This window comes from Streptomyces sp. NPDC017056 (genome assembly GCF_044332485.1).
Taxonomy (GTDB): Bacteria; Actinomycetota; Actinomycetes; order Streptomycetales; family Streptomycetaceae; genus Streptomyces.
Map to the genome: position 1 here is coordinate 273,095 of NZ_JBIRPD010000003.1, position 25,199 is coordinate 298,293.

The following is a 25,199-nucleotide window of genomic DNA, read 5'->3' on the forward strand; positions in this document are numbered from 1 at the left end:
GACCGGGCCCCGCATGGCGTGCCGGGTACGGTATGCCCGAACAGCACACCGCCGGACCACACACGGGTGCGGTCGGGACTGACGGAGAGGGCTGGAGAAGCTTATGGAAGAGCCGCGTCGCCTCGGCGGCCGGTACGAGCTGGGCTCGGTGCTCGGCCGCGGTGGCATGGCCGAGGTCTACCTCGCCCATGACACCCGCCTGGGCCGCACCGTCGCTGTGAAGACGCTGCGGGTAGACCTCGCCCGCGACCCGTCCTTCCAGGCCCGGTTCCGCCGTGAGGCCCAGTCGGCCGCCTCGCTGAACCACCCGTCGATCGTCGCCGTGTACGACACCGGCGAGGACTACGTCGACGGCGTCTCCATCCCGTACATCGTCATGGAGTACGTCGACGGCTCCACCCTGCGCGAACTGCTGCACTCCGGCCGCAAGCTGCTGCCCGAGCGGTCGCTGGAGATGACGATCGGCGTGCTCCAGGCGCTGGAGTACTCGCACCGGGCCGGCATCGTCCACCGCGACATCAAGCCGGCCAACGTCATGCTCACCCGCACCGGCCAGGTCAAGGTCATGGACTTCGGCATCGCCCGCGCGATGGGCGACGCCGGCATGACGATGACGCAGACCGCCGCGGTCATCGGCACGGCGCAGTACCTCTCGCCCGAGCAGGCCAAGGGCGAGCAGGTCGACGCCCGCTCCGACCTGTACTCCACCGGCTGCCTGCTCTACGAACTGCTGACCGTACGTCCGCCGTTCGTCGGCGACTCGCCCGTCGCCGTCGCCTACCAGCACGTACGCGAAGAGCCGCAGCCGCCGAGCAACTTCGACCCCGAGATCACCCCCGAGATGGACGCCATCGTCCTCAAGGCGCTGGTCAAGGACCCCGACTACCGCTACCAGTCGGCGGACGAGATGCGCGCCGACATCGAGGCGGCCCTCGACGGCCAGCCCGTCGCGGCGACCGCGGCCCTCGGCGCGGTCGGCTACGACCAGGACCAGCCGACGACGATGCTGCGCCCGCAGGACCCGGCGGGCCAGACGTCGATGCTGCCGCCGATGAACCCGGACGACGGCGGCTACGGCTACGACGAGCGGCCCGACCGGCGCCGGGGCGGTGCCGGCGGCCAGAAGAAGAAGCACACCTCGACGATCATGCTGGTCGTCGCGGGCATCCTGGTCCTGGCCGGTGCGATCTTCATCGGCAAGGCGATGTTCAACGGCCAGAACACCAGCAACGACGTCAAGGTGCCGGAGCTGACGGGGAAGACCTTCGAGCAGGCCAAGGCGGCCGGCGTCAACGGCGGCTTCAAGGTCGCCAAGGGCGGCAGCACGGCCTGCGAGAACGTCGAGAAGGGCCAGATCACCAAGCAGTCCCCGGCCGCCGGCAAGGACATCGGCAAGGACGAGACGGTGACGGTGACGATGTGCACCGGACCGGAGAAGGTCACCATCCCCGACGTCCGCGGCCTGACGTTCGACCAGGCGAAGGACGAGCTGAAGAGCAAGGGCTTCGAGGACGTCCAGAAGACCGAGCGGGTCTCCGAGCGCCCGGAGGGCACGGTCGTCGACCAGGACCCCAAGGGCCAGAGCGAGGGCACCAAGAAGTCCAAGATCACGCTGGTGGTCGCCAAGAAGTCGCCCACGACGACGGTGCCGCCGGTGACCGGCCAGGACTTCGCCGCGGCGCAGAAGCAGCTGACCGACCTCGGCTTCCAGGTCGCCAAGACCGAGCAGGAGACCTCAGACCCGAACCAGGTCGGCAAGGTCATCCAGCAGTCCCCCGAGGGCAACTCGCAGGCCAGGAAGGGTTCGACGATCACGCTGACCGTCGGCAAGGCCGGCGAGCAGAAGCCGGTCCCCAGCGTCGTCGGCCAGGCCGTCAAGGACGCCAAGAAGGCCCTGCAGGACGCCGGCTTCACGAACATCCAGTTCGCGAACGGCAGCTCGCAGGACGACCAGGCGCGCGTGGTCACCCAGGACCCGCAGCCGAACACCCCGTCCGACCCCAAGTCCACGACGGTGACGCTCACCACGGTGGGCGCGCCCACCGGCGACGACAGCGGTGACGACGGCAACAGCTGGGGCGGCCCGAGCGGCTGGTGGGGTGGCTGGCACAAGAAGCACTGACCGGCAGCCGCCGTACGGGAAAGCCCCGGCACCCTCGAAGGGTGCCGGGGCTTTCGCTCGGTCGGTGCAGGCCGGTGCCGTCCTCAGCGCAGTTCTTTCGGCGGGGTGCGCTTGGCGTCGACCTTCTCGGTGCGCTCCAGCTCGCCCCAGACGACGTAGCGGTAGGTCGAGGTGTAGACGGGCGTGCAGGTCGTCAGGGTGATGTAGCGGCCCGCCTGGCGCTTCCCCGACTCCTTGGGGATGTCGTCCAGCACGTCCACGTTGTACTTCGAGGTCTCTTCCAGTGACGCGTAGACCTTGTAGACGTACCAGGTGTCCTTGGACTCGAAGACGATCGCGTCGCCGTTCTTGAGCTTGTCGATGTTGTGGAACTTCGCGCCGTGGCCGTCGCGGTGCGCGGCGAGCGTGAAGTTGCCTTCCTTGTCCTGCGGCAGGGCCGACTTGACCGGCTCGGTGTAGTAGCCGGCGACGCCCTCGTTCAGGACGTCCGAGTCGATGCCCTTCTTGACGAGCACCTCGCCGTTCTTCATCGCCGGGACGTGCAGGAAGCCGATGCCGTCCTTGGTGTCCAGCGCGCCGGGGCCCTTCGGGGGCTGCGCCCAGTTGCGGCGTACCGTGTCCCCCTGCTTGTGCGCTTCGCGGTCGGCGAGGACGTTCGTCCACCACAGCGAGTAGACGACGAACAGGGCCAGGAGCAGGCCCACGGTGATCAGCAGCTCGCCGATGACGCTGACGACGGCTGCGACACGCCCGCGCAGGCGGCGTGGCGGTACGGTCGCCGGCTCGTCCGCCGCCGGTCCGGTGTCCTCGTCGTGTCCGGTGGCAGTCACCGCGGTACCCCTCTTACGTTCGCTCAGCTGACGAGCGCATCCGGCTTGCCCTTGCTCCGCGGCCGCTCCTCGACCATCTTGCCCCAGACGATCATCCGGTAGGTACTGGTGAATTCCGGCGTGCAGGTCGTGAGCGTGAGGTAGCGGCCGGGGCCCTTGAAGCCGGAGCCCTGCGGGACCGGGCCGATCACCGAGATGTTCCGCGGCGAGGTCTGCGGGAGGATGCTCTCCATCGCGTACGTGTAGTACGTGCTGCCCGTCTCGACGACGATCTTGTCGCCCTTGCTGAGCTTGTTGATGTAGCGGAACGGCTCGCCGTGGGTGTTGCGGTGCCCGGCCACCGCGAAGTTGCCCTGCTTGTCCCAGGGCATCGCGGTCTTCACGCTGTTCCTGTCGTAGTGGCCGACCATGCCGCGGTCCAGCACCGCGGGCTTGCTGATGCCCTCGGCGATCGGGACCTTCACGTCCAGCTTGGGGATATACATGATCGCGAAGCCCTGTCCCGGCGAGAAGGCGTCGGGCTTGCGGTCATCGCCGCCCGCGTCCCACTCGTGCTCCAGGTTGCTGGCCGTTCCGCCCGCCTGCTGGTGCGCCAGGACGTTCGTCCACCACAGCTGGTAGGTGACGAAGAGCAGCATCAGGACGCCGAGGGTGATGAACACCTCGCCCACCGCGCGGCTCGCGATGACGCTGGGGCTCTCCTTGCGGGCCCGCTCGGCCCGGCGGGCCTCCACCCGCGACATGGGCGCCGAAGGCGCCTCAGCGGCCACTGAGGACGCCGTGGCGGCGTCCGCCCGGGAACCGCGCCCCTTGCGCCTGTTGCCGCGCTTGGCGGCCTCCTGGGCGGCCTTGCGGCGTGCGGCGCGGCCGCCGGTTGCCGGAGGCGTCGCCACCGATGCCGTCGCCGGCGCGTCGGTCGCCTCGGTTTCACGTGAAACAGCGTCCGCTCCGGAGCGGCCGGCGCCGGTCTCCTCGGCCTGCCGGAGCGCCATGGTCTCGTCGTCGGCCACCGGTTCCTGGACGCTCACCGGTCCCTGGGCGGTCATCGGCTCCTGGGCCGCCGCCGGTTCTTGGGCGGGTTCCGGGAGCGGAGCCGTCTCCGGGACGGGTGCCGGTATCGGGGCGGGGCCCGGCGCTGATACCGGATCCGGCGCCGGCCCCGGGTCCGGTATCGGCTCGGTGGCGACCGGGCGGTGCGGGGCCTGCTGCGGGGTCTGCTGGGGGGCCTGGTGGGGGCGGAACCAGGGCGACCCGCCGCCGGTGGCTGCGGGCCGCCGCGGCGCCGGTCGTGCGGCCCGGTCGGCCTCGGGCCGTGGTTCCCGCGCCGGCGGACGGCCCGGGAGGGGGTCCGTCAGCGGGTCGTCCAGCTGCCCGACGGCCGCCTCGAACGCCTCGCGGTCGTACCTACCGTCGGTGTCGCGCCGCGGCTCGTGGGACCTTCCTTCGCGTTCGGGGCGGAGGGACGTCACGCGCCGACCTTGCCGACCACCGGGGCAAGCCCCGCCGAACGCTCCACCGCACCGGAATCGCCGCACTCCACCAGCCAGTTGGCGAGCATCCGATGGCCCCACTCCGTCAGGACCGACTCGGGGTGGAACTGCACCCCTTCCACGGGCAGTTCGCGGTGCCGCAGGCCCATCGCCACGCCGGTCTCGGCGTCGTCGCCCGTCCAGGCGGTGACCACCATCTCGTCGGGGACGGTGCCGGGCTGCACGGCCAGGGAGTGGTAGCGGGTGGCGGTGAAGGGGGTGGGCAGGCCCTTGAAGACGCCCGCGCCCTCGTGGGAGACCAGGGAGGTCTTGCCGTGCAGCAGCTCGGGGGCCCGGCCCACGACGCCGCCGTACGCGACCGCCATCGACTGGAGCCCGAGGCAGACGCCGAAGACCGGCACGCCCGTGTCGGCGCAGTGCCTGACCATGTCGACGCAGACGCCGGCCTGCTCGGGAGCGCCGGGGCCGGGCGAGAGCAGCACGCCGTCGAAGCAGTCCTGCGCGTGCCGCAGCTCGACCTCGTCGTTGCGCAGCACCTCACACTCGGCACCCAGTTGGTAGAGGTACTGGACGAGGTTGAAGACGAAGCTGTCGTAGTTGTCGACAACGAGAATCCGTGTGGTCATCGGACGGCGCCCATCCCCTGGTCGACGGTGACGTCATTGAAGGGGAGCAGCGGCTCCGCCCACGGGAAGACGTACTGGAAGAGCACGTAGACGATCGCCAGCACGAGCACGAGCGAAAGCAGCGCCTTCACCCATGCGTTGCCCGGCAGATGCCGCCAGATCCAGCCGTACATGCTGTCGCTGCCCCTACTTGCCGATGACGGTGACCGTGTCGATCGATGTCGATCGCCCCACCAGACTAAAGGGCAAGGCCGGGGGCCGGGGGGTCAGCCGGTCAAAGCCGACGGCCTTCCGCGCTCCACGGGTTGGGTGGAATCCAGGTGGGCCCAGACGATCAGCCGGTGGCTGTGGCCCCACTCTGGCTCGCAGGTCGTAAGGGTGAGGTAACGGCCCGGCCCGTTGTATCCGGATTTGCGCGGTACGGGGTCGATGACCCCGACGTCGGTGGGCAGCGTTTTGTAGGGCCGGCTGTCGATCCGGTACGTGAACCACGTCGTGCCGTCCGTGAGGACCACCGCGTCGCCCGGCCGCAGGTCGGGGAAGTCCTTGAACGGGTCGCCGTAGGTACGGCGGTGCCCGGCGACCGCGAAGTTGCCCGTCTCGCCGAGGCGCGCGGTCCGGTCGTAGTGCCCCAGGCCCTTTTTCAGGATGTCCGCCGCGGTGCCCTCCAGTACGGGCTTGCTCCAGCCGGCGCCGAAGCGGGGGATGTACATCACGGCGAAGGACTTGCCGTTCTCGTACGGCGGCTGCGGCGCGGTCCGGCCCGGCCGCCCTTCCGGGCTTCCCGGCGTGCCGGTCGCGACCGGCCCCGCGGACCACCGGTCCTGGAGCCTGCCGATCTCACCGTCCATCGCGCTGTCGGCCCGCACGCCCGTCCAGAACAGGACGTAGACCACGAACAGGACGATCAACGTGCCGGCGGTGACGCACACCTCGCTGAACGCCCGGACGACCAGCCGCGCCGTCGTGGCGGACGGCGCCCGCCCACCGGAGCGCCCCCGGACACCGGGCCGCCCCCGGACGCCGGACCGCCGCCGCGCACCGGACCGTAGCGTCATCCCGGACCGCCCCCTCCCCGGCCGCCGTCGCCGGTGCGGGCGGCCGGCGGGTCACGGCTTCACAGGCTGTGCGTAGTGGAGATCCACTGTGCCGGAGTAACCGGGCAGAGTCACCGCCTCGTGCTGGTCGACTTTCCAGCCGAGGCCGTAGGCGTTCACGTACTGCATGTAGTTCTGGATGGCCGGTGAGGCGGTCAGCGCCTTGCTGAGCGCGTCGCGGTCACCCACGGCGGTGACCTTGTACGGAGGCGAGTAGACGCGGCCCTGGAGGATGAGGGTGTTGCCGACGCAGCGCACCGCGCTGGTCGAGATCAGCCGCTGGTCCATGACGCGGATGCCCTTGGCGCCGCCCTGCCACAGGGCGTTGACCACGGCTTGCAGGTCCTGCTGGTGGATGACCAGGTCGTTGGGCTGCGGCTCGGGCACGCCGGGAATCTTGGCGGTGGCGTTCGGCGGCGCGTCGGTGAGGGTGACGGTCAGCCCCTTGCCGGACACCGGCTTGGTGCCGGCGTTCTTCTCCAGCGCCGCCAGCTTGGCGTCGTCGGCCTCGGAGTTGCCGCTGTCGCCCTGCGCCAGGGCGTCCACCTCGTCGCGCAGCGCGGCGTTGCGCTCGTCGTGGGCGCCGTTCTTGTGGCTGCGTTCCTGGATGAGGTCGGACAGGCGCAGCATCGAGTCGTCGGAGCGCAGGTCCGTGCCGCGGGCGGTGTCGAAGCTCAGCCAGAAGATCAGGCCGGCGAGCGCGAAGACGGCCAGCGTCAGCAGGCGCACCGGACGCAGGCGGCGACGCGGCGGGTGGCCGGGGGAGTCAGCGGAAGTGCTCAACGTACCCTTGCTCCTTACGACGCCGCGGAAGCACTACGCTAACGGACGCCCGGGGGGAACAACCTGCTCCCCGTCGCTCCCCGCCCGGCCCGCATTCCGTATCACCCGCCACCCAGTGCGGTCACGCAGAGCATCGACAGGAGAGTTCCTCGTGCCGAAGTCACGGATCCGCAAGAAGGACGACTTCACGCCGCCGCCGGCGAAGCAGAAGACCAATCTGCGACTGAATTCCGGCCGGGGCTGGGTCGCCCCGGTGATGCTGGCACTGTTCCTGATCGGCCTGGTGTGGATCGTGCTCTTCTACGTGACCTCGGGCGACATGCCGGTCAAGGCGATGGGCAACTGGAACATCGTGTGCGGTTTCGGCTTCATCGCGGTGGGCTTCGGCGTGTCCACCCAGTGGAAGTAGCCGGTTCGTACGACGGCTGACGGGCAGGCGCGCAAGCCCTGCCCAAGGCCATCCACACGGTTATCCACAGCCGGGGAAAACTTAAGAAGATCTGTGGATAACTTCCCGGCCGTTGACGCCGGTGTGACCGGTGACCCGCCGCCCCGCGTGTCCCGACCCCTGGTCCTTCCTGGGAAAATGCTGATCGGCGCACCCCCTACCACGCATTGCCCACCCGGTGCACAAGATCCGCCACACGCTGTGGACAACTCGCCCCGAACGGCCGTGCGCGAAGCGCTCCGCTCCGCTCAGCCCAGGAGCTGAACGGTCCGCACCCACACCACCGCGACGATCGCCAGGGCCGCCACCGCGCAGGTCGCGCCCTGCACCAGCGCCCGCCGTTCACGCGGCGCGTGCACCATTCCGTACGCCACCGCGGCGCCCACGACCAGGCCGCCGATGTGCGCCTGCCACGCGATGTTGTGCCACGCGAACGTGAAGACGAGGTTCAGCGCCAGCAGGATCAGCACCGGCCGCATGTCGTAGTTCAGGCGGCGCATCAGTATGGCCGTCGCGCCGAGCAGCCCGAAGACCGCACCGGACGCTCCCAGCGAGGGCTGGTTCTGCGCGGCGAGGAGGTACGACAGCGCGCTGCCGCCGAGCGCCGAGAGCAGGTAGAGCGCGAGGTAGCGGGCCCTGCCGAGAGCGGCTTCCAGCGGCGGCCCGAGCCACCACAGCGAGAGCATGTTGAAGATGATGTGCATCGGCTCCTGGTGCAGGAACGTCGCCGTCAGCAGGCGGTACCACTCGCCCTCGGCGACGCCGATGAACTTCGCTTCTTCGGGGACGAAGGCGCCGCCGATCATCTCCAGGTCCTGGACCAGACCGCTGCCCACCGCCAGTACCGCGACGAACACCGCGACGTTGACGCCGAGCAGGATCTTGGTGACCAGGCGGGTGTCCGCGGTCAGCGAGCCGCCCGCGACCGTGCGGGGGGCGGTGGCCTGCGCCGTACGGCCCGTACCGCTGCCGCCGCGTACGCACTCCGGGCACTGGAAACCGACCGAGGCGCTGACCATGCACTCGGGGCAGATGGGCCGCTCGCAGCGCGTACAGCTGATGCCGGTGGCGCGGTCCGGGTGGCGGTAGCAGCCGGGCGGCGCGGCATCGCCCGTATGCGCGTCCCGCGGCTCCTGTGGGCTGCCTGGCGCCTGGTCCATGGTCCCCTCGGTCCCTCGTCCTCGTCGTGCGCGCAGCACCGCGCGAACACGGTGCGCGCCCCACCCGATCTACGACCGGGCAGGGCGCAATGGTTCCCGCTCGCCCGCGCGCCGGGGCCGCGGGGCCGGTTGTCCGTGCCTCAGCGACTCTCGATGACGACCGACTCGATCACGATGTCGTTGACCGGGCGGTCGGTGCGCGGGTTGGTCTGGGTCGCCGCGATGGCGTCCACGACCTTCTTGCTCGCGTCGTTGCTGACCTCGCCGAAGATGGTGTGCTTCCCGGTCAGCCACGTGGTCGGGGAGACCGTGACGAAGAACTGCGAGCCGTTGGTGCCCGGGCCGGCGTTGGCCATGGCCAGCAGGTACGGCTTGTTGAACGACAGGTCGGGGTGGAACTCGTCCGCGAACTCGTACCCGGGGCCGCCGGTACCGTTGCCCAGCGGGTCGCCGCCCTGGATCATGAAGCCGCTGATCACCCGGTGGAAGACCGTGCCGTCGTACAGCTTCTCCGTGGACTTCTGGCCGGTCTCCGGGTGGGTCCACTCGCGCTCGCCCTTGGCGAGCTCGACGAAGTTCTTCACCGTCTTCGGCGCGTGGTTCGGCAGGAGCCGAATCTCGATGTCGCCCTGATTGGTCTTCAGGGTGGCGTAGAGCTGCTCAGCCACGATCTACCTTCCATAAGTCTGCACTGACGAGTCCCGATCCTCGCACGAACGCCCGCGTCGCACCCGGACACCGCTCCACGTTCCGGCCGCCGTTTCCCTGACCGGTACCCGCCGAACCGGCGCACGACCCGGCAAAGCGTGGCATTGTCATCACAAGGCTCCGTAAGGGTCCTCAATGACCCGGATGCCTGCTCGCACATGCCGTATGACGCGTGTGCAGGCATGATCTTGCATCGGGTGGACAGGCGACACAGCAGACATTGGGGGACAACCCCCGAGCCCCCCGGACACGCCACCGAGGAGGAGGATCCCGTGACCCGCAAGGACAGCGTGCGCGCGGCGACCAGTTCGGCCAAGGACAGCGTGCGGCACGCGGCGGAGGTGGTGGCTCCGTATGCCGGTACGGCCAAGGACACCGCCGCGCACTACGCGCACGAGGCCCGCACACGACTGGCACCCAAGGTGGCCGAGGCCGCTCACCAGGCACGCAGCCAGTACGACGCCCGTCTGCAGCCACACATCGAGCACGCGCGCGGCGCCCTGCCCCCCAAGGTGGACGCGGCCGCGAGCCGGGCCGCCGAGCGCACCCGCAAGGCCGCCCGCCAGGCCGCCGACTACACCGCCCCGCGCGTCGAGCACGCCGTGCACAGCGCACGCGCCGCGGCCGAGCCGGTCCGCGAACAGGCCGTGGCCCGCGGCACCGCCGCCCTCGCCGCCCTCCGCGGCCAGGTGTCGGCCAAGGAGATCGAGAAGCTGGTCAAGAAGCACAACCGCCGCCGGCGCGCGGGCAAGGCGGCCAAGCGGCTCGCGGTGGTCGGCCTCCTCGCGGGCGGCGCCTTCGCCGCCTGGAAGTGGTGGGACAAGCAGGCCAACCCGGACTGGCTGGTCGAGCCCCCGGCCCCCACCGAGGTCAGCGAGCGCGCCACCCTGACCGCGGTCGACGGCACCGCGGAGGCCGCCGCCCTCGACCCGGAGGTCCAGGCCAAGCAGGCCGAAGCCGAAGCGGAGGAACGCGGCGGCGGGCCCACCACCTGATCACCCGGGCGGCTCCCCCGACCGCTCGCCGCCCCGCCACAACTCCGGCCCGTGCCGCAGCTCCGTCGAAGGGCCTGCCGCACGGGCCGTTGGCCTGGGAAATCGCCGGCCCCGAAACGGAAAAACGCCGGCCCCCGAGACACGGAAAAGCCCCTCCGCACCGCACTGAGGCGGGCCGGAGGGGCTTGTCGACGTGGAGCCTAGGGGAGTCGAACCCCTGACATCTGCCATGCAAAGACAGCGCTCTACCAACTGAGCTAAGGCCCCGTCGCGAACCAGGGTACCCGGTGCCCGAAGGGTTTCCCGACCGGGTATCGCTCGGCGCAGGTGGTCTCCGTAGGATGCTTCGCGAGATTCGCGGCAGCGAAGCGCGATCGGGGAGACAGGGGAGACGCCATGGACGCAGCACAGCAAGAAGCCACCGCGCGCGCTCGGGAGCTGCAGCGGAGCTGGTACGGGGAGCCTCTCGGGGCGCTGTTCCGCCGTCTCATCGACGATCTCGGCCTCAACCAGGCCCGGCTCGCGTCCGTACTGGGACTGTCCGCGCCCATGCTGTCACAGCTCATGAGCGGCCAGCGGGCGAAGATCGGGAACCCGGCCGTCGTCCAGCGTGTCCAGGCGCTCCAGGAACTGGCCGGCCAGGTCGCCGACGGCAGCGTCAGCGCCGCCGAGGCCACCGACCGGATGGACGAGATCAAGAAGACCGCGGGCGGCTCGGTGCTCAACAACACCGCGCAGACCGCGTCGTCCACCGGGGCGACGACCGTGCGGCGGGTGGTGCGCGAGATCCAGTCGCTGCTGCGCTCCGTGTCGGCCGCCGGCGACATCATCGACGCCGCGAACACCCTCGCACCGACCCACCCCGAACTGGCAGAGTTCCTCCGGGTCTACGGCGCGGGCCGGACCGCCGACGCGGTCTCCCACTACGAGGCCCACCAGAGTTAGGCAGGGGCTCTCAGGCGGCGAGCAGCCGGGGGCGGCGCACGCGACGGCCTCCGGTAGGCGGGCAGTTCGGTGGTTCGGTAGGCGGACGGGGCGCAATGGGTGAGGTCTTCGCCGGTCGGTACGAACTGATCGACCCGATCGGACGGGGCGGTGTGGGCGCCGTCTGGCGCGCCTGGGACCAGCGGCGCCGCCGCTATGTGGCGGCCAAGGTGTTGCAGCAGAGCGACGCGCACACGCTGCTGCGCTTCGTGCGCGAGCAGGCGGTACGCATCGACCATCCGCACGTGCTGGCCCCCGCGAGCTGGGCCGCCGACGACGACAAGGTCCTGTTCACCATGGACCTGGTGCACGGCGGCTCGCTGGCGCACCTGGTGGGCGACTACGGGCCGCTGCCGCCGCGCCTGGCGTGCGTACTGCTCGACCAGCTGCTGTCGGGGCTGACGGCCGTCCACGCCGAGGGCATCGTGCACCGCGACATCAAGCCCGCCAACGTCCTGTTGGAGTCCACCGGCACCGGCCGCCCGCACGTGCGGCTGTCCGACTTCGGCATCGCGATGCGCAAGGGCGAGCCGCGGCTGACCGACGTGAACTACGTGGTGGGCACGCCAGGTTACTTCGCACCCGAGCAGATGCTGGGCGCCGAGCCGGACTTCCCCGGCGACCTCTTCGCGGTGGGCCTGGTCGCCGTGTACCTGCTCACCGGCTCCAAGCCGGACTCCCAGGGCCTGATCGAGCACTTCGCACAGCACGGCACGCCGGATGCTCCCGAGGACGTCGCGGAGCCGCTGTGGCAGGTGCTGGCGAGCCTGCTGCAACCCGACCCGGCCCTGCGATTCAAGACGGCCGCGGGCGCGCGCAAGGCGCTCCTCGCGGCAGCCGAACTGCTGCCGGAACCGACCGTCGAGGACGACATCGTCGAGGTTTTCGACCACATCGGGCCGCTGCCGGCCGGGTACGGACCGGACGGACCGCTGCACCCGAAGGGCGCGGAGCCGAAAGGCCCGCCCACACCGGACGCTCCGCCCCCACTGCACTCTTCGCTCACACCGGACGCTCCGGCCACTCCAAACGCTCCGGTCACTCCGAACGTTCCGGTCACTCCGAACGCGTCAGCCACGTCGTCCGCACCCGTACCGCCGGTTCCCCCTACCCCGCCTCCGGTGCCGACGACCCCACCGCCGGCGCCCGCGCCGAACATGTCCGACTCCGGCAGCTTCCCCCTGGCCCCGCCCTCTGCGGGCCTGCCCGCCCCGCAGCACCCGGCCCCGCCTCCGGACACCCGCCCGTACACCCCCGGTCCGCAGCCGCTCGCGCCTGCGGGCCGGGCCCCGGCCCGCAGGCACCGGGCGCGTGCGCAGCGGCGCCCGGGGCCGCCCCCGCAGGTCGCGGTGCCGGTGATCCTCATGGCGCTGCTGTGCATCGCGGTCGGCGTCTGGGCGTTGTCCGTCAGCTGACCGGGCGTCCGTCGGGCCCGCCAGGTTCCGCGCTCCGGCCGCCCCCGCGCCGCGCCATCACCGTCCACACCCCCATTACCAGCAGCAACACCGTCCCCGTGCTGATGCCTGCGTACCCCACCAGCCGCAAGGCGCCGTTGTGCTCGTCCTGTTGCGGCCTCGGTCCCGTGTCGGCCGCCGTCCGTTCCTGCGGCGTGACGGAGAACTCGGCGGCGTCCTCGCGGTAGCCGGGCGCCCGTTGCGGCCTGCCCAGCGGGTCCACCCGCAGCGTGAACTGCGCACCGTCCTCGAAGTACTTCGCGGCATCCGGGTGGAGCGAGACCGCGAGGTAGTACGAGCCGGCGAAGCGCATCGCGTTCACCGGCGCGGTGGCGTTGTAGCGGTTCCCGTAGTCCACAGGGGCGGTCAGGAACTTGGCCGCGGCCGGTTTCCCGTCGTACGGCACGAACCGGGTGTCGCTGACCGGGCCGCGCGCCGGGTTGTAGACGCCCAGCCCCAGCGCGCTCGCCACCAGGCGCGAGCCCGCCACCCCGCGCCCCGCCGACTTCGTACCGCTGCCGGACAGCGCCGCCTGCGGTAGTTCGGCGCTGACGCTGAGCTGCTGCCCCCAGTCCAGCGGCACCCGGTAGAACCGGGTCTCCCCTGGCTTGATCCGGTCCCGCCACACGCCTTTGCCGACCGCTCCCGCGTCGTTGAAGCCGGTGCCGCCCCTGGCTTCCTTCGTGGTGCCTCCGCTGAGCGGTACGGGTGTCGCGGTCGACCAGGTGCCGGGGCCGGGCTGTGCGGGCGGGGTGCCGGTGAGGCCGGGTTCGCGCTGGACGCGCAGTTCGACGGGCCAGCGGGCCGTTGCGCCGGTCTTCGCCCGGCCCACCCGCTTGACCACCAGGTAGTACGTGCCCGCCTGTTGGCAGTTGGTCCGCGGGCCGTCGATACGGCGGGTGGCGTAGTCGGCGATCGGATACGCCATGCTGCGGCCGCGGAAGGAGGTGCTGCCGCCCGGCGCACACGTGCTGCCGTCGGCGTCCTGGAGGACGACCTTCAAACTGTCGGTGTGGTCCGCGACTTCGGTACCGGGGCGCGGCGCGGCCACGGCCGAGAAGTAGGCGCTGGACTTGCCGTCCAGGCGCACGGCGTAGAACTTCTCGTCGCCGCTGGCGAGGGTGTCGGTGTACGTACCGGGCCCGATGCGGGGCGCGTTCGCCGGGGCCGGCGTGCCCCGTACGGCCTGGGCGCCGGCCGCCGTTCTGTATGCGGGCAGGTCACCCGGTAAACCCGCCGTCGGCCCTGAGGACCCCACGGACGGCCCCGGTGGCGCCGCCCACGCGGCCGCCGCTCCCACCAGCACCGTCAGCTGTACGGGCACCAGTACGGACGCCAGCCGCCCGGCGAACCCGCCCCTCGTCGTGCGCCCAAGAGAGCGCCCAAGCCCCCTCACCACGAGCCACCCCTCACCACATTTGCTTTTGCAAGCTATTTATGTGCTATGGCAAACCCGCAGGGACGGCCGCGCCATGCGGCCTCCCGCCCCCGGACGCACGAAACCCCGGTCACCGTCGCGCGGTGGCCGGGGTACGTACGTTGGATTACGAACTGCTCTGCGTCTCACACACCCGAACCTGCGGGCACGGAGTCGGTCGCCTCCGTCCACAGATCCTGCTCGGCGCGATCCGCCTGGATCTGGCGGTACACGAGGAGCCCGCCGATGGCGGCCAGTGCGACCAGGAGAAGCTTCTTCACCGCGCGACCTCGTCTTTCGTTGACGTAGGGGACCTCTGGGGGCCGATGATACACACCGGCCGATACCGATCGGTGACCTAGGGCCCGACCAATGCGCACCACCCGCCCGGCCCTGCCGCGAACACCTGCGCACCGTCCCCGAAAGCGAAAGAGGCCCTACCGGTATCGGTAGGACCTCTTCGCGCTGGTGGGGCTAACAGGACTTGAACCTGTGGCCTCTTCCTTATCAGGGAAGCGCTCTAACCGTCTGAGCTATAGCCCCGCGCTGCACCGAAAGATTAGCGCACTTCAGAGGCGTTCCCAAAATCGTCCCCCCGGAGCCGGGGAGAGGCCCCCGGGAGGGGCCGCGGCACGGCCCCCTCCAGGACGCCCGCGACCGTCACTCGTCCTCGGCGAGGGTCAGCTCGACGCCGCCCACGAACCCGGCCGAGATGTTGTAGATGAAGGCGCCGAGCGTGGCCAGCGCCGTCGCGAGCACCACGTCGATCACCGCGATGACCGACGTGAAGAGCAGTACCCGCGGCAGCGACAGGAACGTCTGGAGATCGAAGCCGCCGCCGTCGCCCGAGCCCGTCGCCTCGCTGATCGTGCCGCCGACGGTGGTGAAGACGCCCATCGCGTCCATCACCATCCACAGCACCGCGACGGCCACGATGGTGCAGATGCCCAGCGCGATGGAGAGCAGGAAGCTGACCTTCATCACCGACCACGGGTCGGTGCGGGCGACGCGCAGCCGGGCCTTGCGCGTACGCGGCGTCGTACGGGCGCCCGTACGCGGCCGGCGCACGCCCTGCTGCGCCCCCGCGCCCTGCCCCGCTCCCGAGCGGTACGCCTGAGGCGGCTGATACGGCTGCTGCCCGCCCTGGGTGCCACCGCCCTGGGCGCCGGGCGCCTTCGCCTGCTGGGGCTGCGGCTGGGGCGTGGACTGCGGCTTCTGCGGATGCGGCTGACGCGTGTCGGTCACGGTTCCCCCCTGGTAGGAGCCCTCGGACGTGGTGCCGCCATCAGTGGCAGAGCCACGGGCGCTGTCTTCCGTCACGGTCGCGGGTCCGGACCGGGAACCTCTCTTGTTCCCCGACCCACCCGCCGCAGCGCCCGTGGCTCCACTCACGACCTACTCCTCGCGTTACTCCGCCGCGGGCTCGCCGCCCTCGGCCACCGCGGACTCGGTACCCGCCGCCTCGTCGGCCGATTCGGTCTCCTCGACCCCGTCGACCTCTTCGGCCTCGCGTCCGGCCTCGGCGTTACGTGCGATGCCGACCACGGCATCGCGCTTGCCCAGGTTGATCAGTTGGACGCCCATGGTGTCACGGCCCGTCTCCCTGACCTCGCTGACCCGCGTACGGATCACGCCACCGCCGAGCGTGATGGCGAGAATTTCATCCGTCTCCTCGACCACCAGGGCGCCGACCAGCTCACCCCGGTCCTCCACGATCTTGGCGGCCTTGATGCCGAGGCCGCCGCGACCCTGCACCCGGTACTCGTCCACCGAGGTGCGCTTGGCGTAGCCGCCGTCGGTGGCGGTGAAGACGAACGTACCGGCCCGCACCACATTCATCGAGAGCAGTTCATCGCCTTCGCGGAAACTCATGCCCTTGACACCCGAGGTCGCGCGTCCCATCGGACGCAGCGCTTCATCCGTGGCGGTGAACCGGATCGACTGCGCCTTCTTGCTGATCAGCAGCAGGTCGTCCTCGCCGGAGACCAGCTCGGCGCCGATCAGCTCGTCGTCCGCGCCCTCCTCCGTCTCGCGGAGGTTGATGGCGATGACACCGCCCGAACGCGGCGAGTCGTAGTCCTTGAGCGGCGTCTTCTTCACCAGGCCGCCCTTGGTGGCGAGCACCAGGTACGGGGTGGCCTCGTAGTCGCGGATCGCCAGGATCTGCGCGATCTGCTCGTCCGGTTGGAACGCGAGCAGGTTGGCGACGTGCTGGCCGCGCGCGTCCCGGCCGGCGTCCGGCAGCTCGTACGCCTTGGCCCGGTAGACCCGGCCCTTGTTGGTGAAGAACAGCAGCCAGTGGTGGGTGGTGGAGACGAAGAAGTGGTCGACGATGTCGTCTTCCTTCAACTTCGTACCGCGCACGCCCTTGCCGCCGCGCTTCTGCGACCGGTAGTCGTCGGTCTTCGTCCGCTTCACATAGCCGCCACGGGTGATCGTGACGACGATGTCCTCCTCGGCGATCAGGTCCTCGACGGACATGTCGCCCTCGAAGGGCACCAGCTTCGAACGCCGGTCGTCGCCGAACTTCTCGACGATCGCCGCCAGCTCCTCGCTGATGATCTGGCGCTGGCGCTCCGGCGACGCGAGGATCGCGTTGTACTCGTTGATCTTCGCCTGGAGCTCGTCGTGCTCGGCGGTGATCTTCTGGCGCTCCAGGGCTGCCAGCCGGCGCAGCTGCATCTCCAGGATCGCGTTGGCCTGGATCTCGTCGATGGTCAGCAGGCCCATCAGGCCCTCGCGCGCCACGTCGACCGTGTCGCTGCGCCGGATGAGCGCGATGACCTCGTCGATCGCGTCCAGCGCCTTGAGCAGACCGCGCAGGATGTGGGCCCGCTCCTCGGCCTTGCGCAGCCGGAACTTGGTACGCCGGACGATGACCTCGACCTGGTGGCCGACCCAGTTGCGGATGAAGGCGTCCAGCGACAGGGTGCGCGGCACACCGTCCACCAGCGCCAGCATGTTCGCGCCGAAGTTCGTCTGCAGGTCGGTGTGCTTGTAGAGGTTGTTCAGCACGACCTTCGCGACGGCGTCCCGCTTGAGGACGATGACCAGGCGCTGGCCCGTACGAGAGGAGGTCTCGTCGCGGACGTCGGCGATGCCGCCGATCTTGCCGTCCTTCACCAGGTCGGCGATCTTCTGCGCGAGGTTGTCCGGGTTGACCTGGTACGGCAGTTCCGTGACCACCAGGCACTGGCGGTTCTGGATCTCCTCGACCTCGACCACCGCGCGCATCGTGATGGAGCCGCGGCCCGTGCGGTACGCGTCCTCGATGCCCTTGCGGCCCACCACCAGCGCGCCGGTGGGGAAGTCCGGGCCCTTGATGCGCTCGATGAGCGCTTCCAGCAGCTCCTCGTTGGACGCCTCGGGGTTCTCCAGCGCCCACTGGGCACCGGCGGCGACCTCGCGCAGGTTGTGCGGCGGGATGTTGGTCGCCATGCCGACCGCGATGCCGGCGCTGCCGTTGATCAGCAGGTTCGGGAAGCGCGCCGGCAGGACCGTCGGCTCCTGGTTGCGGCCGTCGTAGTTGTCCTGGAAATCGACGGTCTCCTCGTCGATGTCCCGCAGCATCTCCATGGAGAGCTGCTTCATCTTGCACTCGGTGTACCGCATGGCCGCGGCCGGGTCGTTGCCCGGCGAGCCGAAGTTGCCGTTGGAGTCCACCAGCGGCATCCGCATCGACCACGGCTGGGCCAGGCGGACCAGCGCGTCGTAGATGGAGGAGTCACCGTGCGGGTGGTACGTACCCATGACGTCGCCGACGACGCGGGCGCACTTGTAGAAGCCCTTCTCGGGGCGGTACCCGCCGTCGTACATCGCGTACAGGACGCGGCGGTGCACCGGCTTGAGGCCGTCCCGCACGTCCGGCAGCGCACGCGAGACGATGACGGACATCGCGTAGTCGAGGTAGGAGCGCTGCATCTCCGTTTCGAGCCCGACGGGCTCGACGCGCATGCCCACGCCTTCGATGGCGGGGGCCGCGCCCTCGGCGGTCACGCCGTCCGGGGTCACAGGGGGGTTCTCGTCGGCCATTGCTGTTCAAAATCCTTTCGAGCTGCGGCTGCTGCGGTCCCGCTCCGGGCGGGGGGCCGACTCAGATGTCGAGGAAGCGGACGTCCTTGGCGTTGCGCTGGATGAAGGAGCGCCGGGCCTCGACGTCCTCACCCATCAGCACCGAGAACAGGTCGTCGGCGCGCGCCGCGTCGTCCAGCGAGACCTGGCCGAGCACGCGGCTGTCGACGTCCATCGTCGTCACCCGCAGCTCCTCTGCGTTCATCTCGCCCAGACCCTTGAACCGCTGGACGGAGTCGTCCTTGATCCGCTTGCCGTTCTGCTTGCCGAGCTCGATCAGGGCGTTGCGCTCCCGGTCCGAGTACGCGTACTCGAAGTCGTCGCGGCCCCACTTGATCTTGTAGAGCGGCGGGCGGGAGAGGTAGACGTGCCCGGCCTCCACCAGCGGCCGCATGAAGCGGAAGAGGAAGGTGAGCAGCAGGGTGTTGATGTGCTGGCCGTCGACGTCGGCGTCCGCCATCAGGATGATCTTGTGATAGCGCAGCTTCTCGATGTCGAAGTCCTCGTGGACACCGGTACCGAAAGCCGAGATCAGCGCCTGCACCTCGTTGTTGTGCAGGATCTTGTCGACCCGCGCCTTCTCCACGTTCAGGATCTTGCCGCGGATCGGCAGGATGGCCTGGTACTGCGGGTCGCGGCCCGACTTGGCCGAACCGCCGGCGGAGTCACCCTCGACGATGAAGATCTCGCACTTGGTGGGGTCGTTCGACTGGCAGTCCGAGAGCTTGCCGGGCAGCGAAGCCGTCTCCAGCAGCCCCTTGCGGCGGGTCAGGTCGCGGGCCTTGCGGGCCGCCACGCGGGCCGTCGCCGCCTGGATGCCCTTGCGGATGATGTCCGCGGCCTCGTTCGGGTTGCGGTCGAGCCAGTCCGACAGGTGCTCGTGGACCACCTTCTGCACGAAGGTCTTGGCCTCGGTGTTGCCCAGCTTCGTCTTGGTCTGGCCCTCGAACTGCGGCTCGCCCAGCTTGACCGAGATGATCGCCGTCAGACCCTCGCGGATGTCCTCACCCGTGAGGTTGTCATCCTTCTCCCGCAGCAGCTTCTTGTCCCGGGCGTAACGGTTGATCAGACCCGTCAGCGCCGAGCGGAAGCCCTCCTCGTGCGTACCACCCTCGTGCGTGTGGATGGTGTTCGCGAAGCTGTAGATCCCCTCGGTGTACTGGGTGTTCCACTGCATCGCGACCTCGACGGAGAGCAGGCGCTCCTTGTCCTCGGCCTCGATGTCGATCACCGTGGGGTGAATCGTCTCGCCCTTGCGCGAGTTCAGGTACGTCACGAAGTCGACGATGCCGCCTTCGTAGTGGTACCGGACCGAGAGCGGGTTGCCCTCCTCGTCCACATGGGCCGCGCGCTCGTCGGTGAGCGCGATCGTCAGGCCCTTGTTGAGGAACGCCATCTCCTGGAAGCGGCGCGACAGCGTTTCGAAGCTGTACTCGGTCGTTTCGAAGATGTCGCCGTCGGCCCAGAAGGTGACCGACGTGCCGGTCTCGTCGGTGGCCTCGTTACGGGCCAGCGGCGCCGTCGGCACACCGAGCTTGTAATCCTGCGTCCAGCGGTAGCCGTCCGTCTTGACCTCGACGGCAACCTTCTGCGACAGCGCGTTGACGACGGAGACACCCACACCGTGCAGACCGCCGGAGACCGCGTAACCGCCGCCGCCGAACTTGCCGCCCGCGTGCAGCACCGTCAGCACGACCTCGACGGCCGGCTTGTTCTCCGACGGGACGATGCCCACGGGGATACCGCGGCCGTTGTCGACGACGCGCACGCCGCCGTCCGGCAGGATCGTCACGTCGATGGTGTCCGCGTGCCCGGCCATCGCCTCGTCGACCGAGTTGTCGACGACCTCTTGCACAAGATGGTGCAGACCACGCTCGCCGGTCGAGCCGATGTACATGCCCGGACGCTTACGGACCGCGTCCAGACCTTCGAGGACAGTGATCGCGCTGGCGTCGTACGACTTCTCTTCCGGAGAGTCGCCACTGGCGCCGGCAGGAACCCCCTCTTCAGTAGAAGCCGTGTTGTTCTCGTTGAGGTCGCCGGAGTCGGCCACGAAGCGCCCTTTCTGGCACAGCACGAGCCGCCTCCATCAGAAGCAGGGCGGCTGCGTCGTTCGACATGTTCCGCGAGTGGGCGGGATTGCTACCAGTCTACCGGTAGCGCCGACACTAATGGGGGTTTGCGGGCGCCTGAGTCGTCATGTGCCGCCCTGAGATGCCGTTGGCCGACTCCCCATATCTGCGGTGGGCCCCCAGGACGCCCTGAGGGGCGTTCAGCGCTTCGGGCTGTCAACCTCCGGCTACGGTGAGCGGAGTCTCACCCGTACCACCCGTACATCTCAGCCGTACGTGTCCCCGGGACCCTTGCTGCCCGGCGCCCGCAGCGGCCCGTACCGCCGGGCCGGACCACCCGGACCCAGCACCTTGATCAGCTTTACCGTGCCCTGGCCCAGGTCCTGGTTCAGCCGGGCCACGAGCTGCGGCGCCAGCAGCCGCAGCTGCGTCGCCCACACCGTCGAGTCGCACTGCACCGTCAGCACCCGCGCGTCCTCGTCGTACTTCTGCGGCTCGCAGTGCTGCGCCACCTCCGGGCCCACCAGCTGCGGCCAGCGCCCCATGACGCCACCGACCGCGGCCGGGGTCTCCCAGCCGCGCTCCGTGATGAGCCGGTTGATCGCCGCACCCAGCGGCAGCGGATCGCGCCCGTCGGCGCGCGCGCCCGAGCGCAGACCGCCCCGGCGCGCCTGCTTCTTCTGCTGCGCGGCGGCGCCCCGCGCCTTCGCCTGCTCCTTGGCGGCGACCAGCGCCTGCCGGGCCAGGTCGATACCGGACAGCTCGGGGGGCTTCGGCTGGTCGGCGCCGGCCGGCCGCTCCGAGGGCTCCTCGGAGGGCAGGTCCGGTTGCTCGCCGCTCATCACTGGCTCCGTCGCCCGCTCACGGCCGTACCTTCTCCGCGACGCCCTCCGCCACCGCGAAGCGGGCCCCCGACAGCAGGCCCGGCACGTCGTCCTCCACGGCCGCCGTCACCAGCACCTGCTCGCCGGGCGCCACCAGCTCCGCCAGCCGCTCCCGCCGCCGGGCGTCCAGCTCCGCGAACACGTCGTCGAGCACCAGCACCGGTTCGTTGCCCTCGCTGCGCAGCAGGTCGTACGAGGCCAGCCGCAGCGCCAGCGCGTACGACCAGGACTCCCCGTGGCTCGCGTACCCCTTCGCGGGCAGCTGCCCCAGCTTGAGCTGCAGGTCGTCGCGGTGCGGGCCGACCAGCGTCACCCCGCGCTCGATCTCGTTCTTGCGGGCCGCGCCGAGCGCCTCGGTCAGCAGCCCGTACAGCTCTTCCCGCGTCGTGGCGCCGTCCATCCCGTCGCCTGCCGAGCCGCGGTACTCCAGCGCCAGCGGGCCGCCGCCCGGCGCCAGCTGCTCGTACGCCTTGTCGGCCAGCGGCTGGAGCGCGGCGATCAGGTCGAGGCGCTGGGCGAGCAGCTCCGCGCCGGCGCGCGCCAGGTGCTGGTCCCACACGTCGAGGGTCGACAAATCCATCTGGCGGCCACCGTGCCGCCTGGCCAGCGCCGCGGTCTTCAACAGCGTGTTGCGCTGCTTGAGCACCCGGTCGTAGTCCGAGCGCACGCCCGCCATCCGCGGCGCACGCGCCGTGATCAGCTCGTCCAGGAAGCGGCGGCGCTCCCCCGGGTCGCCCTTGACCAGCGCCAGATCCTCGGGCGCGAACAGCACCGTCCGTACGATCCCCAGCACGTCACGCGGTCTGACCTGCGAGGACCTGTTGATACGGGCACGGTTGGCCTTGCCGGGGTTCAGCTCCAGCTCAACCAGCTGCTGCCGCTCGCCCTGCACGACCGAGGCCCGCACGATCGCCCGCTCGGCGCCCATCCGCACCAGCGGCGCGTCCGAGGAGACCCGGTGGCTGCCGAGGGTGGCCAGATAGCCGACCGCCTCGACGAGGTTGGTCTTGCCCTGCCCGTTGGGCCCGACGAAAGCCGTGACGCCCGGGTCGAGCGGGACCTCGACCCGGGCGTACGAGCGGAAGTCGGCGAGCGAGAGATGCGATACGTGCATGTGGCGCGCCGACCTCCCCCGGCTACCTGACTGCTTGCTTACTTCTTCGAGTTCTCGACCGCGTGGCCGCCGAACTGGTTGCGCAGCGCGGCGATCATCTTCATCTGCGGCGAGTCGTCCTGGCGCGAGGCGAAGCGCGCGAAGAGCGACGCCGTGATCGCGGGCAGCGGTACGGCGTTGTCGATCGCGGCCTCGACCGTCCAGCGGCCCTCGCCCGAGTCGGCGGCGAAGCCCCGCAGCTTGTCCAGGTGCTCGTCGTCGTCCAGCGCGTTGACCGCCAGGTCCAGCAGCCAGGAACGGATGACCGTGCCCTCCTGCCAGGAGCGGAAGACCTCGCGCACGTCGGTGACGGAGTCGACCTTCTCCAGCAGCTCCCAGCCCTCGGCGTAGGCCTGCATCATGGCGTACTCGATGCCGTTGTGGACCATCTTCGCGAAGTGGCCCGCGCCGACCTTGCCGGCGTGCACGGAGCCGTACTCGCCCTCGGGCTTGAGCGCGTCGAAGACCGGCTGCACCTTGGCGACGTCCTCCGTGGAGCCGCCGTACATCAGCGCGTAGCCGTTCTCCAGGCCCCAGACGCCGCCCGAGACGCCGCAGTCCACGAAGCCGATGCCCTTGGCGCGCAGCTCCTCGGCGTGCTTCTCGTCGTCGGTCCAGCGGGAGTTCCCGCCGTCCACCACGACGTCGCCGGCGGACAGCAGCTCGCCCAGCTCGTCGATCGTCGCCTGGGTCGCCTCGCCGGCGGGCACCATGACCCACACGACGCGCGGGCCCTTGAGCCCGTCCACCAGTTCCTTGAGGCTGTGGACATCAGCCAGGTCCGGGTTGCGGTCGTATCCAATGACGGTGTGGCCTGCGCGGCGGATGCGCTCGCGCATGTTGCCGCCCATCTTGCCGAGACCGACGAGACCGAGCTCCATCAGAGACCCTCTTTGCACCTAGTCGTTCGTTTCCATGCCTGACCTGTCTCCGAGCCTACGCCCGCCGGTGCGTGCACAGCTGTGGGCTCAAGCGCTCATCGGCCGACCGGGCAGCCGGTTCAGCCGCACAGGCGCACCAGCCGGTCGCGGGCCCCGCGCGGCACGCCGTCGGCGCTCCGGCGGGACCCGCGACAGGGGCCGGTGTGTGCAGGTCAGCCGGACAGGCGCACCGGCATGATCAGGTACTTGTACGTGTCGTCCGCCTCGGCGTCCTTGGCCGGGCGGCCGCTGAGCAGCGCCGGCTTGGTCGAGGTCGTGAAGGACAGCTGGGCCACCGGGGAGTCGATCGCCGACAGGCCCTCCAGGAGGAAGCCCGGGTTGAAGGCGATGGAGATGTCGTCGCCCTCCAGGTCGGCGTCCACCCGCTCCACAGCCTGTGCGTCGTCGCTGGAGCCGGCCTCCAGGATCAGCACGCCCTGCTCGAAGCTCAGGCGCACCGGGGTGTTCCGCTCGGCCACCAGGGCCACACGCTTGACGGCCTCGACGAACGGGGCGGTCTCGATCACGGCGACCGAGTTGAACTCGGTGGGGAAGAGCGTGCGGTACTTGGGGAGGTCGCCCTCCAGCAGGCGCGTGGTCGTACGGCGGCCGGCGCCCTCGAAACCGATCAGGCCCTCGCCCGCGCCCGAGCCGGACAGCGCCAGGGTGACGCTGTCGCCGCTGCTGAGCGACTTGGCGGTGTCCAGGAGCGTCTTGGCGGGCACCAGCGCCACCGCGGAAGCGTCCGGGCTCTCCGGCTTCCACAGGAACTCGCGCACGGCGAAGCGGTAGCGGTCGGTGGAGGCCAGCGTGACGGTGTCGCCCTCGATCTCGATCCGTACACCCGTGAGCACCGGGAGGGTGTCGTCACGGCCGGCGGCGATGGCGACCTGGGCGGCGGCCGAGGCGAAGACCTCGCCGGGCACCGTGCCGGTGGCGGTCGGCATCTGCGGCAGTGCCGGGTACTCCTCCACAGGAAGGGTGTGGAGTGTGAACCGGGAGGAGCCGCAGACGACGGTCACCCGTACACCGTCGGTGGAAATCTCCACTGGGCGGTTGGGGAGGGCGCGGCAGATGTCGGCCAGCAGGCGGCCGGAGACCAGGACGGTGCCTTCTTCCTCCACGTCCGCGTCGACGGAGACCCGCGCCGAGACCTCGTAGTCGAAGCCGGAGAGGCTCAGGCTGCCTTCCTCCGCCTTGAGCAGCAGGCCCGCGAGGACGGGCACCGGCGGACGGGCCGGGAGGCTCTTGGCCGCCCAGGCCACTGCCTCCGCGAGTACATCGCGCTCCACCCGGATCTTCACCGGAAACCGCCTCCTGCTGTTGCTGGCTTTCGCCCTGCTGGCCTTCTTCGTCGGCTGGGTCGCCGGAGACCAGTCTGACGCACGCCACCGACACTCGGTGCGGCTCGGGGTCAAGTCGGATCGAGAGGCGCCGGACGACCGATCCCCAAGTTGTGCACAACACCCGATTCGAAACGAGTTCCCCGGTAGCTATCTGTGGTCGTAGTAGTAGGGCCTGTGGAAACCGTGGACAACTGGATCAGCGCAGGTCAACGCGGTTTTTTTGTCCACCGGGCCTGTGGGCGGCAGCCGTGGACAACCGGCTGTATCTGTGGACCGCCGGGATTCATGCACACCCGATGCACAGGGGAGCCCTACTTCTCCCCAGTCCTGTCCCCAGCTTTACCCCGGTTCCCCACAGCCCAATCCGGCACCTTGGTGTGACGCCTTTCACTCGCCCCGGTGAGCCCGGGTGTTGCCTTGCCGAACAGTGGACAGGGGTGTGGAGAAGTTGGGGACAAGGGCGGGCCGCCTGTGGGCGGGCAGTGGACAACGCATCCCGCCCACTGTGGAAGAAAATCTTGTCCACAGCCTGTGGATCATTGTTTGCCACAAATCCACACCCCGCTGACCTCGGCAGATGTCCCGCGGACCGGGCTGCCTGTGGAAGCCACCGGGATAACTTCGCAGTCCCCAGCATGT

The 25,199-nt window shown here is 70.1% G+C and carries 22 protein-coding genes and 2 tRNA genes; 5 read left to right on the top strand and 19 right to left on the bottom strand.

What is annotated here, in order from left to right:
* Positions 1 to 103: 103 nt before the first annotated feature.
* Entirely contained in the window at positions 104 to 2,122 is a 2,019-nt protein-coding gene (pknB, locus tag ACH4OW_RS06940; protein WP_360125423.1) for a Stk1 family PASTA domain-containing Ser/Thr kinase, read from the top strand.
* An 83-nt stretch (positions 2,123 to 2,205) separates the two neighbouring features.
* On the opposite strand, the gene ACH4OW_RS06945 is transcribed toward pknB, so the two are convergent.
* The 6 genes from ACH4OW_RS06945 to ACH4OW_RS06970 all read right to left on the bottom strand — a co-directional run bounded on the left by ACH4OW_RS06945 (position 2,206) and on the right by ACH4OW_RS06970 (position 6,948).
* Positions 2,206 to 2,952: a class E sortase gene (locus ACH4OW_RS06945; RefSeq protein WP_360125421.1), complete on the bottom strand. Its 747-nt coding sequence runs from the start codon at positions 2,950 to 2,952 to the stop codon at positions 2,206 to 2,208.
* 23 nt (positions 2,953 to 2,975) lie between these two features.
* Positions 2,976 to 4,421 carry a class E sortase gene (locus tag ACH4OW_RS06950; RefSeq protein ID WP_398025571.1) on the bottom strand — a complete coding sequence of 482 codons (1,446 nt, stop codon included), beginning with the start codon at positions 4,419 to 4,421 and terminating at the stop codon, positions 2,976 to 2,978.
* Positions 4,418 to 5,068, bottom strand: coding sequence for an aminodeoxychorismate/anthranilate synthase component II (locus ACH4OW_RS06955; protein ID WP_360125419.1), 651 nt, complete (start codon positions 5,066 to 5,068; stop codon positions 4,418 to 4,420). Before ACH4OW_RS06955 ends, ACH4OW_RS06950 begins: the two co-directional genes overlap by 4 nt.
* Complete coding sequence (locus ACH4OW_RS06960) at positions 5,065 to 5,241, bottom strand: hypothetical protein (protein ID WP_360125417.1); 177 nt, start codon at positions 5,239 to 5,241, stop codon at positions 5,065 to 5,067. The genes ACH4OW_RS06955 and ACH4OW_RS06960 overlap by 4 nt, the downstream gene beginning before the upstream one ends.
* A gap of 93 nt (positions 5,242 to 5,334) precedes the next feature.
* Complete coding sequence (locus ACH4OW_RS06965; RefSeq protein ID WP_398025573.1) at positions 5,335 to 6,126, bottom strand: class E sortase; 792 nt, start codon at positions 6,124 to 6,126, stop codon at positions 5,335 to 5,337.
* Positions 6,127 to 6,177: 51 nt separating this feature from the next.
* Entirely contained in the window at positions 6,178 to 6,948 is a 771-nt protein-coding gene (locus ACH4OW_RS06970) for a DUF881 domain-containing protein (protein WP_360125413.1), read from the bottom strand.
* A gap of 151 nt (positions 6,949 to 7,099) precedes the next feature.
* Here ACH4OW_RS06970 and crgA point away from each other — a divergent pair, with 151 nt between their 5' ends.
* Positions 7,100 to 7,357 (top strand): cell division protein CrgA, encoded by a 258-nt coding sequence (gene crgA, locus ACH4OW_RS06975; protein WP_360125411.1) that lies wholly within the window; start codon positions 7,100 to 7,102, stop codon positions 7,355 to 7,357.
* Between the two features lie 287 nt (positions 7,358 to 7,644).
* Here the strand turns inward: crgA and ACH4OW_RS06980 are convergent, their stop codons facing one another.
* A complete protein-coding gene (locus ACH4OW_RS06980) occupies positions 7,645 to 8,556 on the bottom strand; it encodes a rhomboid family intramembrane serine protease (protein WP_398025576.1) in 912 nt (303 codons plus the stop codon).
* Positions 8,557 to 8,696: 140 nt separating this feature from the next.
* Positions 8,697 to 9,224, bottom strand: a complete 528-nt coding sequence (locus ACH4OW_RS06985; RefSeq protein WP_398025579.1) for a peptidylprolyl isomerase — start codon at positions 9,222 to 9,224, stop codon at positions 8,697 to 8,699.
* 312 nt (positions 9,225 to 9,536) lie between these two features.
* On the opposite strand from ACH4OW_RS06985, the gene ACH4OW_RS06990 reads away from it, so the two are divergent.
* Positions 9,537 to 10,259, top strand: a complete 723-nt coding sequence (locus tag ACH4OW_RS06990) for a DUF5324 family protein (RefSeq protein WP_360125405.1) — start codon at positions 9,537 to 9,539, stop codon at positions 10,257 to 10,259.
* 194 nt (positions 10,260 to 10,453) lie between these two features.
* Here ACH4OW_RS06990 and ACH4OW_RS06995 read toward each other — a convergent pair.
* A tRNA-Ala gene (locus ACH4OW_RS06995) sits at positions 10,454 to 10,526 on the bottom strand.
* Between the two features lie 129 nt (positions 10,527 to 10,655).
* Here ACH4OW_RS06995 and ACH4OW_RS07000 point away from each other — a divergent pair.
* Positions 10,656 to 11,204, top strand: coding sequence for a DNA-binding protein (locus ACH4OW_RS07000; RefSeq protein WP_125046046.1), 549 nt, complete (start codon positions 10,656 to 10,658; stop codon positions 11,202 to 11,204).
* Positions 11,205 to 11,299: 95 nt separating this feature from the next.
* Complete coding sequence (locus ACH4OW_RS07005; RefSeq protein WP_398025581.1) at positions 11,300 to 12,658, top strand: serine/threonine-protein kinase; 1,359 nt, start codon at positions 11,300 to 11,302, stop codon at positions 12,656 to 12,658.
* Here ACH4OW_RS07005 and ACH4OW_RS07010 read toward each other — a convergent pair.
* The 10 genes from ACH4OW_RS07010 to dnaN form a co-directional block, all read right to left on the bottom strand.
* On the bottom strand, positions 12,651 to 14,096 hold the full coding sequence (locus ACH4OW_RS07010; RefSeq protein WP_398025583.1) for a hypothetical protein: 1,446 nt from the start codon (positions 14,094 to 14,096) through the stop codon (positions 12,651 to 12,653). The two genes, ACH4OW_RS07005 and ACH4OW_RS07010, sit on opposite strands and share 8 nt — an antisense overlap.
* Positions 14,097 to 14,260: 164 nt before the next feature.
* On the bottom strand, positions 14,261 to 14,395 hold the full coding sequence (locus tag ACH4OW_RS07015; protein WP_003958712.1) for a DLW-39 family protein: 135 nt from the start codon (positions 14,393 to 14,395) through the stop codon (positions 14,261 to 14,263).
* A gap of 185 nt (positions 14,396 to 14,580) precedes the next feature.
* A tRNA-Ile gene (locus ACH4OW_RS07020) sits at positions 14,581 to 14,657 on the bottom strand.
* Between the two features lie 117 nt (positions 14,658 to 14,774).
* The gene (locus tag ACH4OW_RS07025) at positions 14,775 to 15,506 is read right to left on the bottom strand and encodes a DUF3566 domain-containing protein (RefSeq protein WP_360125399.1); all 732 of its coding nucleotides are present in this window, start codon (positions 15,504 to 15,506) and stop codon (positions 14,775 to 14,777) included.
* Between the two features lie 15 nt (positions 15,507 to 15,521).
* Positions 15,522 to 18,146: a DNA gyrase subunit A gene (gyrA, locus tag ACH4OW_RS07030; protein ID WP_360125397.1), complete on the bottom strand. Its 2,625-nt coding sequence runs from the start codon at positions 18,144 to 18,146 to the stop codon at positions 15,522 to 15,524.
* 61 nt (positions 18,147 to 18,207) lie between these two features.
* Positions 18,208 to 20,262: a DNA topoisomerase (ATP-hydrolyzing) subunit B gene (gene gyrB, locus ACH4OW_RS07035; RefSeq protein WP_360125395.1), complete on the bottom strand. Its 2,055-nt coding sequence runs from the start codon at positions 20,260 to 20,262 to the stop codon at positions 18,208 to 18,210.
* A 261-nt stretch (positions 20,263 to 20,523) separates the two neighbouring features.
* Positions 20,524 to 21,099, bottom strand: a complete 576-nt coding sequence (locus ACH4OW_RS07040; protein ID WP_360125393.1) for a DciA family protein — start codon at positions 21,097 to 21,099, stop codon at positions 20,524 to 20,526.
* A gap of 19 nt (positions 21,100 to 21,118) precedes the next feature.
* Positions 21,119 to 22,255 (bottom strand): DNA replication/repair protein RecF, encoded by a 1,137-nt coding sequence (recF, locus tag ACH4OW_RS07045; protein ID WP_398025589.1) that lies wholly within the window; start codon positions 22,253 to 22,255, stop codon positions 21,119 to 21,121.
* Between the two features lie 38 nt (positions 22,256 to 22,293).
* Entirely contained in the window at positions 22,294 to 23,175 is an 882-nt protein-coding gene (gene gnd, locus ACH4OW_RS07050; protein ID WP_360125390.1) for a phosphogluconate dehydrogenase (NAD(+)-dependent, decarboxylating), read from the bottom strand.
* A 212-nt stretch (positions 23,176 to 23,387) separates the two neighbouring features.
* Positions 23,388 to 24,518, bottom strand: coding sequence for a DNA polymerase III subunit beta (dnaN, locus tag ACH4OW_RS07055; protein WP_360125388.1), 1,131 nt, complete (start codon positions 24,516 to 24,518; stop codon positions 23,388 to 23,390).
* Positions 24,519 to 25,199: the final 681 nt, after the last annotated feature.